This window comes from uncultured Metabacillus sp. (assembly GCF_947503125.1).
Taxonomy (GTDB): Bacteria; Bacillota; Bacilli; order Bacillales; family Bacillaceae; genus Metabacillus.
The window spans coordinates 1-17,234 of the sequence record NZ_CANNCR010000041.1; the positions used below are offsets into that span (position 1 = coordinate 1).

The 17,234-nt window shown below is 36.5% G+C and carries 14 protein-coding genes and 1 pseudogene; 7 read left to right on the forward strand and 8 right to left on the reverse strand.

The window, feature by feature from the left end; all coding sequences use genetic code 11:
- Positions 1-70: 70 nt before the first annotated feature.
- The 6 genes from Q1B07_RS19620 to Q1B07_RS19645 form a co-directional block, all read right to left on the reverse strand.
- Positions 71-250 (reverse strand): hypothetical protein, encoded by a 180-nt coding sequence (locus tag Q1B07_RS19620; RefSeq protein WP_299093320.1) that lies wholly within the window; start codon positions 248-250, stop codon positions 71-73.
- Between the two features lie 53 nt (positions 251-303).
- Complete coding sequence (locus Q1B07_RS19625; protein ID WP_299093322.1) at positions 304-513, reverse strand: YheE family protein; 210 nt, start codon at positions 511-513, stop codon at positions 304-306.
- Between the two features lie 133 nt (positions 514-646).
- Positions 647-1,708: a YheC/YheD family protein gene (locus tag Q1B07_RS19630; protein WP_299093324.1), complete on the reverse strand. Its 1,062-nt coding sequence runs from the start codon at positions 1,706-1,708 to the stop codon at positions 647-649.
- Positions 1,695-3,065, reverse strand: coding sequence for a YheC/YheD family protein (locus Q1B07_RS19635; protein ID WP_299093326.1), 1,371 nt, complete (start codon positions 3,063-3,065; stop codon positions 1,695-1,697). The genes Q1B07_RS19630 and Q1B07_RS19635 overlap by 14 nt, the downstream gene beginning before the upstream one ends.
- Entirely contained in the window at positions 3,066-4,154 is a 1,089-nt protein-coding gene (locus Q1B07_RS19640) for a YheC/YheD family protein (RefSeq protein ID WP_299093328.1), read from the reverse strand.
- A gap of 204 nt (positions 4,155-4,358) precedes the next feature.
- Complete coding sequence (locus Q1B07_RS19645) at positions 4,359-5,723, reverse strand: YheC/YheD family protein (RefSeq protein ID WP_299093330.1); 1,365 nt, start codon at positions 5,721-5,723, stop codon at positions 4,359-4,361.
- A 154-nt stretch (positions 5,724-5,877) separates the two neighbouring features.
- Here Q1B07_RS19645 and Q1B07_RS19650 point away from each other — a divergent pair.
- The 3 genes and pseudogenes from Q1B07_RS19650 to Q1B07_RS19660 form a co-directional block, all read left to right on the forward strand.
- Positions 5,878-6,030 (forward strand): annotated as a pseudogene (locus tag Q1B07_RS19650) (DUF445 family protein); the annotation flags it as partial.
- 381 nt (positions 6,031-6,411) lie between these two features.
- Positions 6,412-6,759, forward strand: coding sequence for a YlbF family regulator (locus tag Q1B07_RS19655; RefSeq protein WP_299093331.1), 348 nt, complete (start codon positions 6,412-6,414; stop codon positions 6,757-6,759).
- 316 nt (positions 6,760-7,075) lie between these two features.
- Complete coding sequence (locus Q1B07_RS19660; protein WP_299093332.1) at positions 7,076-7,945, forward strand: Cof-type HAD-IIB family hydrolase; 870 nt, start codon at positions 7,076-7,078, stop codon at positions 7,943-7,945.
- Positions 7,946-8,364: 419 nt separating this feature from the next.
- Here the strand turns inward: Q1B07_RS19660 and Q1B07_RS19665 are convergent, their stop codons facing one another.
- The gene (locus Q1B07_RS19665; protein WP_299093333.1) at positions 8,365-10,644 is read right to left on the reverse strand and encodes a beta-L-arabinofuranosidase domain-containing protein; all 2,280 of its coding nucleotides are present in this window, start codon (positions 10,642-10,644) and stop codon (positions 8,365-8,367) included.
- 355 nt (positions 10,645-10,999) lie between these two features.
- Positions 11,000-11,884 (reverse strand): helix-turn-helix domain-containing protein, encoded by an 885-nt coding sequence (locus Q1B07_RS19670; RefSeq protein WP_299093335.1) that lies wholly within the window; start codon positions 11,882-11,884, stop codon positions 11,000-11,002.
- A gap of 204 nt (positions 11,885-12,088) precedes the next feature.
- Here Q1B07_RS19670 and Q1B07_RS19675 point away from each other — a divergent pair, with 204 nt between their 5' ends.
- The 4 genes from Q1B07_RS19675 (at position 12,089) to Q1B07_RS19690 (ending at position 17,209) form a co-directional block, all read left to right on the forward strand.
- A complete protein-coding gene (locus Q1B07_RS19675; protein WP_299093337.1) occupies positions 12,089-14,050 on the forward strand; it encodes a beta-L-arabinofuranosidase domain-containing protein in 1,962 nt (653 codons plus the stop codon).
- 203 nt (positions 14,051-14,253) lie between these two features.
- The gene (locus Q1B07_RS19680) at positions 14,254-15,300 is read left to right on the forward strand and encodes a LacI family DNA-binding transcriptional regulator (RefSeq protein ID WP_299093339.1); all 1,047 of its coding nucleotides are present in this window, start codon (positions 14,254-14,256) and stop codon (positions 15,298-15,300) included.
- A gap of 86 nt (positions 15,301-15,386) precedes the next feature.
- Positions 15,387-16,346 carry a carbohydrate ABC transporter permease gene (locus tag Q1B07_RS19685; protein ID WP_299093340.1) on the forward strand — a complete coding sequence of 320 codons (960 nt, stop codon included), beginning with the start codon at positions 15,387-15,389 and terminating at the stop codon, positions 16,344-16,346.
- Between the two features lie 44 nt (positions 16,347-16,390).
- Positions 16,391-17,209: a carbohydrate ABC transporter permease gene (locus Q1B07_RS19690; protein ID WP_299093341.1), complete on the forward strand. Its 819-nt coding sequence runs from the start codon at positions 16,391-16,393 to the stop codon at positions 17,207-17,209.
- Positions 17,210-17,234: the final 25 nt, after the last annotated feature.

A 17,234-nucleotide genomic window follows, 5' to 3' on the forward strand; every position in this document is an offset into this window, starting at 1 on the left:
AGGTAAAGTACACCTTCTATTCCTGTTCGCCTTATGCTTGTCGCCGATAGGCAGGCGCCTTGCGCTTTTTTTAATATGGCGGTTCCTCTTTTACAAGGTCCCGTGCTTCTTCAATATTGGCACCGTCGTCTTTTCGATGGACCGAGCCGCCAGATAGTCCTTCATTTATCATTCTGTCAATATCTAAATACACTTCATCTTTTCCTTCATAGTTCAAATCTTGTTTGACACCTTCAACCTTTTTTCTCATTTTACAACCTCCTCATCTCTGTTAGCTTGTGCATGAGTCGGTTTCATCATTCATTATTCGTACACATGGAAAAGCATGAGTTCATGAATCTGTGATTGAATTTCCGTTTCTTCCTCTTTTGGAGGCGTCGTTGCTGCCCATTCGATTTTTCCATTTTTATGATATATTCCATCGTAATGAATCCCTCTAAAGTAAAAGGAAATTCGCCAACCAGGTAAGCTTGCCTGTTTTATCAATGGTTTATATTGAAAATGTGTAATCAAACCATATTGCTCCTTTCACAGCTCGGCTTAAGGCGGTTAGTTGTCCGGGGATTTCAACTAAACTAACAGGAAAACCGAAAGATGGTGCAGTTCGGTCTCCTTGCCTTCTTTGTAAATAATACGGCAAAAAAACTTAAAACTCCTTCTTGTTTTGACTGGTACTATTTGCTAAATCTGCAAACAATTTAACCGTTCGTTCAATTCGTTTCGTTTGAATATCGACCTCATCAAAAATCATTGGTTTTGAATTTACCTCAAATAATATTGGCTCCCCTTGAGGTGTTATTCCCACATCCATTGAGAATTCACCGACAAAGCCATACCTCTCTATCAGCTGCCTACCGACTGTTTCAGCCAGCCAATCTAATTTATCCTCAGAACACCGATCTTGGACCTGTTGGAAGGGAATGATTTCTCCGCCATTTGGTACATGTGTGATAATTGAGTTTTCGTCCGCTTTTCGAACACCAATTCCGATGATTTTGTGAACTCCTTTTTCATACAGGCAGAGGATTCGTAAATCATATTTGCAATCATCTATCGTATCGGTTTGAATTTCTTTTTGAAGGAGGTAGGGCTTTTTCATTAATAGTTTTTCAGTGTCTTGCACAAAATCAGCCTGTACATAATTGATTGTTTGATTTTTTTTGTGAATGTAATAGCTCGTGCCATCATAAGAGAGCTTGTAAACTCCTTGCCCTTTATGACCATTAACAGGTTTTACATAAAGGGAGTGGTACGTATTCAATTTTTCGAGCACATCATTTATCGTCGTAAACATCCATGTTTTTGGGAGGTAACCGTTTAATGTAGTTGATTTAACAAGGGCAAGATAGACTTCCCATTTATCAAAAAAGCACGGATTAAAGAAATATTTTCCATCATTTTCAAAGGTTTGCTTTAGAGAAAGGAATAGGGCAGATGACTCTTCTTTCCTAAACGAAATCTTGTTATAGATGAGGTCGGGGATGGGGAAAGTACGTTTTCCCCATTTGTCAGCATGCTCGTAATAAAAATACCCGTTCACATCGTGTTCGTTGAAGTCATTAGTTGTAAAAATAAACGACAGACCGCCAATTTTTGTTAGTTCCTTTTGAATGGCTTTAAAAACCTTCAGATTACCGCGAAATGAGTCTTCTGTTTTGCCTGGACTTGAAAGAATCCCAACAAGCGGAAAATAGCTAGCGTTCTTCATACATCAATTCCTCAGGGTTGTATATTGCCTTCTTTGATAAAAATAATCCATATTCAAGTGATGCTTTACGGGAAAGGATATCCGCTTCCTTGAGATCGGGATGACAAAAGATCGATCTTCCCGGCTTCGAGTTTGCTTCAAACATCCAGACACTTCCGTTTTGATCAATCCCTAAGTCAAATCCAATTTCTCCAACAAATCCTTGAACTTTGTCATCGATGCTTTTACTTAAAATAATCGAGGCATCTGTAAGGTTCCGAAGAGCTATTTTCCGTTCCTGTTCATCCTTATAAATTTCTTCAAGTGTTTTTACAACACCGCCGTTATTTAAATGTGTCGTGACACTTCCTTTTCCTGCTATTTTTGCGGCGATTGCCGTTACCTTCCAAATACCTTCTTCGTTCTTATTTGTGTGGACCCTAAAATCAACAGGCTTTCCATCAATACGCAGCAACTTAATTCCCTGTTGGGCAATATAATGAGAAAGCTCATCTTTAAACGTTACCTTTAAGAAATGTTCAATAGAAGGATATTTTCTTAAACGATTCGTTTGCTTTTCATCGCGATATCTACAATAGTATTGGTTATCTTCTCTTGAATACATAAGCTGATAGACGCCATTCCCTAAGCTGCTATTTGCCGGCTTTAAATAAATGCTTTGATAAGAAGCAAGCATTTCTTCCATCCTGCTAATCGTAGGAGGGTGGTAGGTTGCCGGCAAATATTTAGCTGCTGCTGTGTCGTGAATTAAGAGTTTGTGGATCATCCATTTATTAAAAAAACCAGGATTATACCACGGAATCGAGTAGTCCTCTGTGAAGCGCTTTTTTACTATTTTAAATACTTGATGATTTTCTACACGGCGATTTGGGAGTCGGTCATAAACCGCGTTTGGAAACGGAAAGAGTACTTGCTTCCATCCATCAGTATCGTAAGTAAATCCATTGATTGTGCCTTCCTCCCAATTAATATGGTTGGACCCGAAAACAAAGGAAAAGACCCCAACCGATTGGTCCATGGATAAATATTTAGCGAAAAACAACGAGCGTTCCCCCAGCGGACGATGGGCGGATTTAGTAAAGCCTGCTGTGAAAACCCCTACTAAGGACCCTAAGTGCAAATTTCCATCTTTGAAAAAAAGATGGATTTTTCCTTTATCCGGCAGCATCAGATCTGTTGCTATTTCTATTGGTAATACAATTTGATTCTCAAGACCTTCCTTATACAGAACCTTACAAGGAACTGATCTGGATCCGAATGATAGTTGATTGATTTGACCGTATTTCATTGTAGCTGATGGCAAGTGTATACGATCATCTTTGGAGCTCGTTATTTGGATGGTATATGTTGTACTCATTTAGTTCGACTCCTTTATGGCTGCTTGATTTCGCAAATAGCTGCAATAGGCTAGAGGTGCTTGATAAAGTTTTTCGATTGATTTGGGGTTTGTAGCTATCATTGTTTTCCTGCCTGGCTTTGAATTCATATCTAAGATCCATACTGAGCCATCCTTCGCATAGCCAATATCAAGCCCGATTTCAAATAAACGGTCGCATTTCTCTTCAAGCAAAGGCGGTAATTTCGAGATGATCGTGCGAAGCTCATCTTCTAATAAAACAATTTGCTTTTTTGACAGGGAGGAGGACCATTCTTCATAGGTGATTGCTTCACCACCGCTATTTAAATTTGAAAGAAAGGAGCCGTAGTATCCTTTACGAACCCCTTTGCCAACAAGGGCCCATTTTCCATGCTGGTTTTTTTGCAAGAATAGTCGTATATCAAACGGATATCCTTGATTATCTAAAAGTGGCAGAAGTGGCTGGAGAAGGTAAGTTTGCTGCTGGATAAGCTTTTCACACCAGTCTGAAAATTCCTTTAATGAAACGAACAGTTTTGTTTTTTTATCCCGGCCCTTATGGAAGGTAATCATAATAGAGTCAGATAATTGTTTGACTGCGACAATCCCGGCACCTCGAGAACCAGTGAATGGCTTTAAGAGACAAGTAGAATGTAACTTTAAATGGTGAATGATTTGAACAGCCTCCTGCACGAGCTCTGTGTTGGGAAGATAGCAGCTAATGATAGGGTCGCTTTGTAACAAGTTGTAAATCTTCCACTTATCTGGTAATCCTATCCCTAAAAAGGTTGTTTGCGGATTTTTTTTAAGCCATTCCACTATCGGTTTGCTCTTTTGAATAGTTTGCTTCTGATTGAAAAAGCAGCGATCATAAATAAACGTTGGGATAGAGAACTTTGCTTGTATCCAGCTTTGTAAATGATGATCAAATTTCTCACCATCTATAAGTAAGGTGGAAGGGTCGATGGAGGTAGGTTCAAATCGAACACATTGAATTTGATATGGTTCACTTCGTTTTGCAATTTCAGTAGCATATGAATTTTCATGATTTTTATTAATGGCTAAAAAACCTAATGTTAGTTGTTCCAAACTGGTCACTCCATTCACTGTACTAGTTAGTCCATAAAATTGCCAGCAGTGAGAAGGTACTTCATCCCACTGATGGGTGTGCTGAGACTTATCACGCTTGAACCTCTACCCCCTATGGCTTTCGTCTGACTAGATATCCTGTCCTTCTCCTTAGAATGACAGGCAGTTATTCCTGAACTTAGTAGCTTTTATGAATCTTGGATTTTACTGTCCGTTAAGTTGGGAAAGAAATAGGCAATAATTTATAATTGAACGTGCCGAAGGTCTAACTCTTTCGCTTTTTTGATCATTCTCTAATTTTGATGGCTTCGTATTTACCTCAATGATCCACGGATGTCCCTTTGGATCCAGCCCAAGGTCAATGCCGAATTCTCCAAATTCTCCGCCGGCATGAAGTGATACAGTGTTTACAATTTCAAGAGAAAGCTCAGCTAACATTTTTCGAAGATGACGGCTTTCGTCTTTCCCATATAACTCACTTAAAACGGATTTAATAGGATAAATCTGTCCGCCCCTTGCCAGGTTTGCTACAAACTGGTTATCTTCTGAAACTCTTGCAACAGCTGAGGTAACCTTCCATTGATGAAAATCTTTTTTATGGCAAAGGAAACGAAAATCAAGTGTACGATTTTGGTATTTATTAAGCTGAATTGTTTCTTGTAACAAAAAGCGTCCTTTTTTTAGACGGGGAGAAAGAGCGGAATATAGTTTTTGCAGGTTTGTAAATTCAGTGTTGATTTCACCGGAAAAAGTGGTGAAGTCTAGAAAATAGGTTTGATCATCCTTTTCCTTGACTCGAAAAATCCGTCTCCCTTGGCTGCCATTTATCGGTTTTATAAATATATCTTTATTAACAGTGAGCATATATTCTAAAGAAGATTTCGACTCATATAATTGGCTCATCGGTAAATAAGGCTTCAGATGTTCAGATTCAGATAATATTTGATGAACCTCCCATTTGTTTAAAAACCGTTCATTAAAATAGGGAACATTATTTTCAATGATATCAGAGATAACCTGTAAAAATTCTTTCGAGCGCTCCCGCTTTCTTGAACTTATTCGATTGTGTACGACGTTTGGATAGGGAACAATGCTTTTTTTCCATTCCGATTCATGGAGATAGTATCCTTCAATTTGTTGATTGTTGTATGTCGTTAAAGAAAAAATATAAAAAAAGACCCCTTTGTTCATACAATATGCTGCAAGCTCCTTACAAAATTCATGAATGGATCCAAATCTTACACCATCTTCGGTCGTTTTTATTTCAGTTAATAAACCAATGACAGGGCCAAGCTGGAGCTGCTGATTATTTTTTAGTGTTCCTTGAAGTGAAAAGGAATGTATGGGTAAGCAAAGCTTATTTAACACATCTTCACTAAGAGATAATCCAAAGTGATCCTCTTTAATAAATACGATTGGACAGGTGACAGTATGCATTCCACACCCAATTTTCAAGGAGGTTAGATTTTTAGGAAGATGTAATCTCTGTCTAAGCTTTTCACTCATTTCACACCAAGTAGATCTGGGAGCATGTTGTAAAGGTGTCATTTCTATTATTTCGTATGTCATATAAAACCCCTCATTTGATCGCCTTACGGACAAGCACCATAATGTTCATAGGCAGTTATTCTATAAAACATCGTATGATATCTATACAAAATTGGTGAAGTTTCGGAAGGTAGATGGCTATGAACTATTTAATGACGACATTTCAGAGGGTGCCGTTCGGGAACAAGTTGAAACATTTGCTGTTTAGCGCCTTGAGGATATGATCTTATCGATTTCGAAAAGGGAATTTAAGATGATTACCTATTTAGGTGCACTATTAGGCGGGATCATTGGCGGGTTACAAGCAATTTTCGTGATACTGCTATAAATTGAACGTTTAAAAATTTTTGGTATGAATGGAGTTCCTATAAGCATAAAATGCAATATTGCTAATAGTTTGTTATAGTGTAGATAGAGCCTGCATAGGTTAAAAGAACAAAAGCGCAAGCGCCTTGGTCATCGCCGTACAAACTGGAGGAGCATCGACTGAGATAAAGGAAACACGGTAAGCGAAGCGAACCGATGTTGACTTATCGTAGGGAGATGATCTGAAGTTTGATAGGCGATAGGCGCTGGCAGTCAAAAACGCGACGTCCTGTCGCACTGACTGCACTTGCACATCCTGTGCTTCGGAGCTGGATGTCGCAGCGCTAATCCACAATTGAAGAATTTTATAATTTCCTAAGCGACAAGAAAGGAGGCTCATCATATGTCAGATAATTTATATGATGTTGCATACAATTTAGAGAAGGCATTACGTGAAAGTAACGATTTCAAAGAGTTAAAACGTCTTTATGATGAAGTAAATGCAGATGAATCATCGAGAAAAATGTTTGATAACTTCCGTGATATTCAATTAAACCTTCAGCAAAAGCAAATGACTGGAGAAGAAATTACACAAGAAGAAATCGAACATGCACAAAAATCTGTTCAATTGGTTCAACAACATGAAAAAATATCTCAGCTTATGGCTGCCGAGCAGCGCTTAAGCATGGTGATAACAGATTTGAATAAAATTATTATGAAGCCGCTAGAAGAGATGTACGGAGCTCAGTAAACGAGGAAAATACATAGAAAATGGTGTTTAAGCAGAATGGGATCTTTCCATTCTGTTTTTTATCGTTTACCAGGAAATTATAAAATTCTTAAACTGTGAATAAGCGCACGACATCCAGCTCCAGCGCCTGGCCCCTCTAGGGTCTAGCCACTCATGAATTGAAGGCAAAGAACGCCTTCTATTCATGAGCGTCTTATTTGCCCTAGGCTGATCAAGGCGCTTGCGCTTTTCTAATATTCTCTACTGTTGTTCTATTTTCGCGAAAAAGGACATAACCTCTTATTAGGTTAAGACATCAGTAGAAGGGGGAACCACAGTGACTCATTATCGGTTGCTTGCACTAAATATTGATGGAACATTGCTTCGTTCGAATGGTCGCCTCCAGCCGTCAACGAAAGAAGCGATTGAGTATGTTAAGGATAAAGGAATCTATGTCACTCTTGTAACGAATAGACATTTTCAATCTGCCAAAAAACTTGCAAAAGCATTAAAGCTGGAATCGATTTTAGTGACACATGGAGGAGCATTTATTTCTGATAATCTTGATAAGCCTTTATTTGAAAAAAGTATCTCTGAGGAGCAGACGTTTAATCTTGTGCAAGTGCTAGAAAATTTTAAATGTAATATTAGAATCACCCATGAGCGCTTTTCAATCGGAAATCGAAAAAAAATCGCATCGAACTTACTGAGTAAATCCATTTTGAATACATCTGATTCGATGTTTTATCCGGTGCAATTTGTTGATTCTTTAGGTGATTCACTGCGGGATGAGCCAGTAGCTGCAAGGAGAATTGATGTACATTTCTCCAGTGAGGAAGAAAAGGAAGAGGCAGCAGGGTTAATAAGTGAAGCATTTGATTCAATTGAAGTGAGAGATCATCAAGCGAAAAAGCTAGAAATTGTGAAAATAGGTGTTTCAAAAGAAAGTGGACTCCGTGCATTAGCGAGTCATCTAAAAATTCCTTTAGAAAAAACGGTTGCGATTGGTGATGCTGAGGATGATATTGGTATGATTACCTCAGCAGGCTTAGGTGTTGCCATGTGGAATGCACCATTTGAAGTAAAGCGCGTGGCGGATTGGGTCACAAGATCGAATAACCAACAGGGTGTAGCATATATGGTAAAAGAGCATTTCCGCAAGCAGCAAAGATTAGAATTCTTAGAGAAAATAAAAATAGATAAGTAAGAAGGGGAGGCCTTGCTTCTCCTTCTTAACTTTTATCCCATCTTAACGCGAAGTACTCATAAAATTTGAGTTTAGGTGGTACTAACTTCTGAAATTATGGAATGTAAAACTGAAGATTTTAAGAGTATAGTTGAATCTAAGTTCTAGAAAGAGCATTGGAATAAATTTGTGAAAAACTCCATAATGATAGTAAACAAGCTTAAGAATTAGCTTTGATCATTAAACATAACACTCCCAAAAAATTTAAGAATTAAAAATGACTTTGATTGAAAAGTGGTAAATTCAAATCAAATGTTTCGCTGAGATCAATATGGCTAAGATTCTTAATAATTATATGAAGAAAATTCCCCGTTCTAGATTTAAGGAGAAACGGGGAATAAATCTTCTTGAGATATGGAGTTTAATCCTTTATATAAGTGTTACTTTGTTTTTATATAAAGGTGGTAGTGCTCATGATTTATTTCAGCTAGTGGAACAAATTTAATTTGTTCTGCTTCATACATAAAATGATCCGTCCCCCCAATTCTTATAATTTTTTCATGAAGATTCTCTTCGCTTATTGGTAATTCTAAATAATTCTCCTGATTCGAAATGGCTGCTAAAATATATGGCCCATAGGCAATAGAAACAATGTTTTTCTTATCGGGTGTAGATTCAAGTCTCAAGGTTGGAGAAAATTGGATAGATACTTTATCACCTTTAAACCACTGTTTTTCAATTACTAAGTATCCAGCTAGTTCTTTTGCATTATATTCCGATTTATTAACCAAAATTTTCACAGCACCCTTATGCCAATAAGGTAAGCGTATTTTTAACGCATTTTTCCTCAATTTTTTTATATCCAATTCAAGTGATCCTGAAAATGGGTTATGAACTTTTTGCTCTATTTGTATGCCGTTTTTCTCATCGTTAATTTCAGAAGAGACAAACAAATTCACATACAGGGATTCTTCATCAGAAAAATATAAAGCTTCCGTATATTTGAAATGATTCTCCAATCCTGTACCATGACAGCAAGAATTTTGAACATCATATCCTTTTTGACTGCCTGGACGGGTAGGCATGAAATACGTGCTTGCTCCTTTACATTCATGATCTGTACTTGAAAGGATATGATTGAACATTGTTCTTTCATAATAATCCATAAATCTTACATTATTTTCATATTCATAAAGATTTTTTGTTAATTTTAGCATATTATAGGAAGCACAGGTTTCTGCAGTATTGTCGGAAATATTTGCCCCAATTTGATAAGGCTGTTTAAACATTTCCCCCTCGCCGGTTCCGCCAATTGAATAAATATGTGCGTTTACAACGGATTCCCAAAAAAAACGAGAGATTTCGTAGTATTTTTTCTCTTTTGTGGCATCAAAAATTCTCATTGCACCGATCACCTGCGGAATGTGTTGATTGGCATGCAGTGAACCTAATGCATCAATCTTTTGTTCCATAGGGAAGAATAATCGATCATTGTCAAATAGTTTTGCTGCCTTAATATGCTTTTCTTTTTTGGTATACATGTATAATTCAGCCAGTGATTCATTCATTCCACCCAATTCACCAGCAATATACATGCCCCACATTTTTTTCAATTGTTTGTTTGGTAATACACTTAGACGATTGTATACCCAATCCCCAAGTTTATCAGCAATGGTTAATGCTAAATCAATTTTGGCTATATTGTAACTATCTAATAAACCAGCAAATATTTTATGCAGTGTATAATAAGGAGCCCAAATTTCAGGGTAACGTGTATATTTTTCCAAAAGATCGAATTGTTCTTCGGAATAGCCACTGAGAAATCCGTATCCATAGTTTCCATTTGCTTCAAATGCCAACTGAGCTTTATTAAGCTCAGAAATCATATAGGTTAGTTTTCCAAATATAGTTTTATTATCCGTTGCAGCATAACATAAGGCGAGTGCAGATAGATAATGCCCTGTAGTGTGTCCTCTAAGTAAACTATCTGGTGAATCCCACCCAATCATTTCAGGAGCACCTTTCGTATCCAAACCGGAAGTTTTTCTAAAGTTATAAAGCATCTGATCGTCATTAACAGAAAGTAGAAATGCTAAACGCCGGTCCTGAGCCTTCTTGAAAAGTGTGTTCTCTTTCAATCGAACTTTAGTAGTTGAAATACTAGTTACTTTAGTGGATTTGTCCTGATGAATATCAATATTTCTTTTAATATTAATTGTTGCTTTTATTCCATAGTTTGTATCAGTTAATCTTCCATAAACAGCTTTTTCACCTATATCATCATATCTTTTTCTCTCTTCTTCGTTCCACGTAATTGAGTGTGCAATTACATCGCCGCTTTTTGTTTGAATGGCTACTGCTGACGGAAGGTAAAATTCTTCATTTACTTTCTTTTCAAGAACAATTGGAAAAACTTTCTCCAATTGAATTTTATTTTCTTCTTCTAAAATATTAACTTCATAAACCTTATCCATAGAGACTTCACCATATGAAAAAGTTGCGGTTATAGGAACAATTCGGTCTCCCTTACCATATTCTGGTCGACGAATGCTACCTGTTCCATCAATCCAGCGATCATCTCTTGAACGCCAAGAAATCTTTGATCCAAATTTTCCTTTAGTAGGAAGTTTTATATCAAATTCTACTGTTTTTAAGTTTCCTAGATACAAAGCTTCAATATCCTTTTCAACAATTTCTCTATCACTTAATACATCTAACATTATTTATCCTCCAATCGTTATTGGTAAAGCGTTTACATGAACAGTATACAAAAAAAGGCCATTATTGTCGGTAGTTAAAAAATAAGATTAGGTGGATTAAATTGACTTTATATTGTAAGCTTCATTGCACTGAAAATTGTTCAATATCCCAACTATCTTTCTAGAGGAAGAAGATGATCTATAAGTAAATAAAGGTAGCCAAATGGTAGATAAAACTTGTCTCCTCTGAAAATGTTTAACAAACTTATCAAAGTATAAATGAAACATGGATTGTTAGTGAAACGCCTTTTATACGAATAAAAAATCTTTAAAGAGCTTTTTATAGAAATAAAAGGCGGATTTGTTTCTATTTATCCTAGGAAGGACTTTCATTTTGTTTCCAATATTGTTTGCGATAGTTCGCTGGAGATAGGCCATATTTAGTTTTAAAGCATTGTGAGAAATAGCTTAAGCGCGAAAAGCCGATTTCTTCTGAAATAACGTGTAAGGGCCAATCGGTTTTTAAAAGCAGGAGCCGGCTCTGTTCAATCCTATAAATGGCTAGATATTCTAGCGGTGTGCAATCAAAAGCCTGCTTCATGCACCGTGCCAAATAGTTTTCATGAACATGAAAATGGGTTGCTAAGCTTTTATTGGTAATGGGTTCTTTATAGTTTTGTTTTAAATAGATTTCAATCTGCTCGGCCAGCTGAACGGTACTGCTTTGATTGTTTTGATTGTACTCCAGGCTTTGCAGAACCTTCATGAAAATTTGCTGCGTTTCCCAAAAAGCCAGCGAACGGGCTTTAACCGTTGATTCTAAAAGTAAATTTAACAAATTGTATAGCTCATTTGGGTTAACCAGCTTTTGATATTTTGGCAAATGAATCGTGTTGTTTTCAGAGTAGTAGTGCAAGGTCGGGACTTGCTGATCTGGATCCAAGGATTTTTGCTCCTTTTGGACACACCATTTGTCCTTTGTCTGAAAGTGAAACCAGTAAAAAACGGTGTCATTTGCAGATGGTTCAATTGGAAAATGATGTTTATTTGGTTCCAGTATAAGTACTTCTCCAGGTGACAACCTCCATTTTTTGTCCTCTTCTCCTAAATATAGATACCCTTCTTTCATAATGATGACATCAAAGTACCTTAAGTTATAACGGTTTGGGTGCCATTGTCCTTTTTTATAGGTAGTTTGATTCCCCTCAATAAAGTAAGGAAAAGGGGGTACAAGAAACGATAGAAAGGCAGTTTCAGTCATTTCATTCTTCATCCTTTAGTGTGAAATTTTATAAATTTACGTTCAAAATCGATATTTATCCGCTTATATTTTGGTGCTAAAATAGCTGTTGTAAACGTTGTTAAACCAAGGTTAATAACAATGATACCGCTTTAATGAATAGAATAAAAGTGGATTTGAAAAATATAAATTTTGATATTTTTTTAGAAAGGGACGAGGCACTTAATGACGATTAAATCATCGGTTAATATCACAACTCCAGTCAAGCAAGTAATAGTTGAAGATCGATTTTGGAAAAAATATAAAAGCATTGTTGCTAACGAAGTTATTCCATACCAATGGAAAGCATTAAATGATGAACTGCCAGATACAGAACCAAGTCATGCAATCGAAAATTTCCGCATAGCAGCCGGCGAGTCCACCGGCGAGTATTATGGAATGGTTTTTCAAGACAGCGATGTAGCGAAATGGTTAGAAACCGTTGCATATAGTTTACGTGATTTTCCAAACAATGAGTTAGAGAAAAAAGCGGATGAAGTCATTGCATTATTAGGAAGAGCACAGGCAGAGGATGGATATTTAAATACGTATTATATGCTAAAAGAGCCAAACAATCGCTGGACCAATTTGCGGGACAATCATGAATTGTATTGTGCCGGCCATTTTATCGAAGCAGCCGTCGCTTACTATGAAACAACAGGGAAAAAAGAGTTTCTGCACATTATTGAAAAGTATGTCAATTTAATTGATTCGGTATTTGGGACAGAGGAAGGGAAAATGAAGGGTTATCCCGGCCACGAAGAAATTGAGTTGGCGTTAGTGAAGCTTTATGATGTAACAAATAATCAGAAATATATAAAGCTCGCACAATATTTTATTGAACAGCGCGGCCAGGAGCCGATTTATTTTTCAGAGGAAATGGAAAAAAGGAAGACGATTGAGAAAGCACCAACTTGGAATGATGAAGAAAATGTCAACTTTGGTTTGGGGTATGAGTATCAACAGGCACATAAGCCAGTGAGACAACAAAAAGAAGCTGTAGGTCATGCGGTCAGAGCTATGTATCTGTATATAGCAATGGCGGATTTAGCAGCGAAAAATGGTGATGAGTCGTTAAAAAAAACGTGTGAAATTCTTTGGGATAATGTCATCAAACATAAAATGTATATTACCGCAGGGATTGGATCTGCAGTCAATGGAGAGGCTTTTACATGCAATCATGATCTGCCAAACGATAGTATGTATTGTGAAACTTGTGCATCAGTCGGTTTAGCTTTCTGGGCAAACCGGATGCTTCGACTGGATCCGAACCGGAAATATGCCGATGTGCTTGAGCGCGCGATTTATAACGGTACATTAAGCGGCATGGATTTGGACGGCAAGCGATTTTTCTATGTCAATCCTTTAGAGGTAAATCCATTCCAAAAAGTCAGGAAAGATCAGGAGCACGTAAAGACAGAACGTCAAAAATGGTTTTTCTGTGCTTGCTGTCCGCCGAATTTAGCGCGAATGATTGCTTCTGTTGAGGACAATGTTTATACGCAAACAGAAGATGCTTTATATACTCATTTATATATTGCCGGCAAAGCTCAGACCGTTTTGTCTGGTCATCATGTTGAGCTGACACAGGCCCATAACTATCCTTGGGAAGGTGATATTGGTGTTACGGTGAAGGTGGAGGAACCGGTACAGTTCAAGCTGGCATTAAGAATACCTGGCTGGTGTCAAACGGCTTCAGCTAAAGTGAATGGTCAAACGGTATCTGTTAAAGAGTTAGTAAAGGGTTATTTAGTGATAGACCGGGTATGGCAATCAGGTGATACCGTTACGCTTGAATTAGACATGCCGATTATGAGGATGCGTAGCAATCCGCTTGTGTCAATGAATCAATGCCAAACGGCCCTGCAGCGCGGTCCGATTGTTTATTGTATTGAAGAAGTGGATAACGGTTCGAATCTTGCCGCGATTCGTCTTCCTAAGCAAAGCGAGATCATCAGCCAGTATGAACCAGATCTCTTAAATGGAGTTGTCACACTAACTGTTGACGGATATCGAGTGGAACCATCAGGTGAGCTTTATAGTCCTCGACAGGAGAAGATGATTCCTCAAAAAATAACCGCTATTCCTTATTATGCTTGGTGTAATCGTGCAAAAGGGGAAATGCGAGTCTGGATTTATGAAATGTAAATTTTCTTGAAAGTGGGTGAGGGCTTGGAAGATGTTTAAGGTGACAATTCCGGGTCCTATAGGAAACTACTGTTAGATTAATCGTTTTATCATAAAAATACAATGGAATTACTTCAGAAGAAGTTATATTTATTTTAATGGCTTAGCATTTAATAAAAGGTTAAACGACTAATAAGATTAATCGTTTAATCTAATAAAGAAAGGTGAGATTTAAGATAAATATAAAAGATATAGCAGAAAAAGCGAATGTTTCAACAGCTACAGTATCAAATGTAATAAATCATAGAGGGCGTGTAGGAGAGGAAACACGTAAAAAGATTATTAATATTATTGAAGAATTTAATTATCAACCAAATGAGATTGCCAAAAATCTTAAATTAAATAAGACTGATTCAATTGGGGTTATTGTAGAGGATATTTCGGTTTTTAATGCACCTGAGATTATAAAAGGCATTCATGCAGCAGCGGAAGAAAAAAGGTTATCCATTTTATTAACGAATATGGGTCTTTTCTCAAAAAACGGGAATCAGTTTCCGGATATAAGTAAATGTAAGGAACTTGCAATGCCATTGTATAGACAATTAGTAAAAAGCCAAGTAGAAGGGATTATTTACATTGGGATTCATCCAAGAGATATTACCGATCTAATATCTGATTCAAAAATACCAATTGTATACACTTACTGTTATACCAGAAATAAAAATGACTATTCCGTAAATTATGATGATGAAGGAGGTTCCTATCAATTAACAAAATATCTAATAGATAAGGGACACAGCCAAATTGGATTGATTAGTGGATTAATTAATTCGACATCAACATATGCACGCTTACGTGGATACCAAAAGGCATTAAGTGAGCATCTGCTGATGTTTAACCCTCAATTTGTCAAAACAGGGGATTGGCAATATGAATCCGGGTACCGAATGACGCAGGATTTGTTAAGTCAAGAGATCAAACCTACTGCGATAATTGCGATGAATGATTTAATGGCTGCTGGTGCAATTCAAGCAATAAATGACAGTCGCTTTCGAGTGCCGGTTGATATATCAGTTTTGGGATTTGATAACAGGGAATTAAGCGGTTATCTTTCTCCGAAATTAACCACTATGTCTTTGCCATTAGAAGAAATGGGGAAAATGGCAATGGATATTCTAGATCAAATTAGGAAAAAGCATAACGTCATTCAAAAGAAATATTTATTGGATTGCCAACTAGTTGAAAGAGATTCAGTTTATTCTCATAAATAAAGAGGATATCCCTCTTATTTAATAGTTTATTTGTAAGCGGATTCATAAAGGGTACCTATTTTATATTTTAAAGGAGGTTAACAAAAATGAAAAATGCACCTGTTACTAATGCACCAAATAGTTCCAATATAGCAAGATTACATAGAAAAAGATTAAAAGGGAAGTCTTCACTGAAAAATAAATATTTGCCTTATCTATTATTAATACCCGTTTTTACTATGATCATAGTTGTCGTTTTTATTCCCTTGTTAACTACAATCATATATAGCTTTCAATCATATCGGTTAACAAACCAAGAAGAAAAAGCTACTTTTATAGGATTAGAGAATTATATCACTTTATTCCAGGATGAAAGATTTATATCATCTTTAGTTACAAGCTTAATTTATATTGCTGGAAGTGTCTTGGGGATGTTGATTCTAGCCCTGATTACAGCTCAATTAGCTAACCAGACTTTTAAAGGGAGATCAATTTTTCGTGCAACAATTCTTTTGCCTTGGGCTGTTGCACCAGTAGTTGCTGCACAATCATGGAAATTTATGTTTGAAACGGACTTTGGAATCATTAATCACATATTAATCTCACTAGGTGCAATTGAGCGGAATATTCCTTGGCTTGTAACATCTGAGTATGCAATGGGGAGTGTTATTTTAACAAATGTTTGGAAAACTACTCCATTATTGACTTTAATTATTGTCTCAGGATTACAAACCATTTCTAAAGATTTATATGAGAGTGCTGACATAGATGGTGCCAGTCCTTTAAAAAAGTATTACTATATAACTCTTCCTTTAATAAAGCCATTTATTTTAATGGGATTAATCTTTACAACACTTCAAACGATAAATGTCATCGATATTATTTATGTTATGACAGGCGGTGGACCTGGGGAAGCGACGGAAATTTTCACATTATACAATTATAAGGTATTCTTCCAATATCTTGACTTCGGTTTAGGTGGAGCGATGGCTGTTATAGGAGTAACGATCATCGGTATATTAATTTTCATTTATGGTCGGAACATGAATAAACAAGTAAACAGTTAATAATAGAAATATCTAATCTAGAAAAAGTGTCGGGAGGAAAGGTAATGAAGAATAGACATGGTCTGTTATTCTGGATAGCTTTAGGCATGATTGTGGTAATAAATGTATTACCGTATTTATGGACCATTTTAACATCATTGAAACAACAGAATGAAATTTATACTGTGAAAATATTCCCCGAAAAAATCTACTTGGATAATTATATCCAGGTTATAACAGAAAGCGTTTTTTTGACAAATATTATTAATAGTTTAATAGTTTCGGGATCAACTGCCTTGATTTGTATAATAATTGGCGTCCCAGCGGCTTACGCATTTGCCCGTTTAAAATTTAAATTTCAAAATTTATTATTTATGCTAGTTCTATTCATCACTATTTTTCCTGGAATTTTTATTATCAGTCCATTATTTAGTTTCTTAAAAGAAATAGGTGCGATCGATACATATTTTGCCCTTATTTTACCTTATGTTGCATATTTCACTCCATTAGTGGTTTGGATATTGACGGGATTCTTTAGAACAATTCCGCATGCTCTTGAAGAAGTAGCGATTATGGATGGATGTGGGATTTTTAAAGTCATTACACAAATTATTTTACCTCTTTCTTTACCAGGAATATTAACAGTAGGGATCATAGCTTTCACCTTATCATGGAATGAATTCTTATTTGCTTTAATTTTTACTTCTTCAGATAACGCGAGGACTGTACCTGTTGCAATATCACAATTTCAAGGTGTCCATTCATTAAATTGGGGACAAATGACAGCAGCTGCAATAACCGCCACAATTCCTATCGTTCTCATATCAATTTCTTTACAAAAGTTTATAATCAGCGGTTTAACTGCTGGTGCAGTAAAAGAATAAGCAGAATTCTCTTAGGAAAGGAACA

What these genes read in the sequence shown, in the direction of transcription:
- Q1B07_RS19665 (WP_299093333.1), bottom strand. Translation starts at nt 10,644, where the DNA reads ATGTTAGATGTATTAAGTGATAGAGAAATTGTTGAAAAGGATATTGAA.
- Q1B07_RS19630 (WP_299093324.1), bottom strand. Translation starts at nt 1,708, where the DNA reads ATGAAGAACGCTAGCTATTTTCCGCTTGTTGGGATTCTTTCAAGTCCA.
- Q1B07_RS19690 (WP_299093341.1), top strand. Translation starts at nt 16,391, where the DNA reads ATGAAGAATAGACATGGTCTGTTATTCTGGATAGCTTTAGGCATGATT.
- Q1B07_RS19675 (WP_299093337.1), top strand. Translation starts at nt 12,089, where the DNA reads ATGACGATTAAATCATCGGTTAATATCACAACTCCAGTCAAGCAAGTA.
- Q1B07_RS19685 (WP_299093340.1), top strand. Translation starts at nt 15,387, where the DNA reads ATGAAAAATGCACCTGTTACTAATGCACCAAATAGTTCCAATATAGCA.
- Q1B07_RS19670 (WP_299093335.1), bottom strand. Translation starts at nt 11,884, where the DNA reads ATGACTGAAACTGCCTTTCTATCGTTTCTTGTACCCCCTTTTCCTTAC.
- Q1B07_RS19655 (WP_299093331.1), top strand. Translation starts at nt 6,412, where the DNA reads ATGTCAGATAATTTATATGATGTTGCATACAATTTAGAGAAGGCATTA.
- Q1B07_RS19620 (WP_299093320.1), bottom strand. Translation starts at nt 250, where the DNA reads ATGAGAAAAAAGGTTGAAGGTGTCAAACAAGATTTGAACTATGAAGGA.
- Q1B07_RS19635 (WP_299093326.1), bottom strand. Translation starts at nt 3,065, where the DNA reads ATGAGTACAACATATACCATCCAAATAACGAGCTCCAAAGATGATCGT.
- Q1B07_RS19645 (WP_299093330.1), bottom strand. Translation starts at nt 5,723, where the DNA reads ATGACATACGAAATAATAGAAATGACACCTTTACAACATGCTCCCAGA.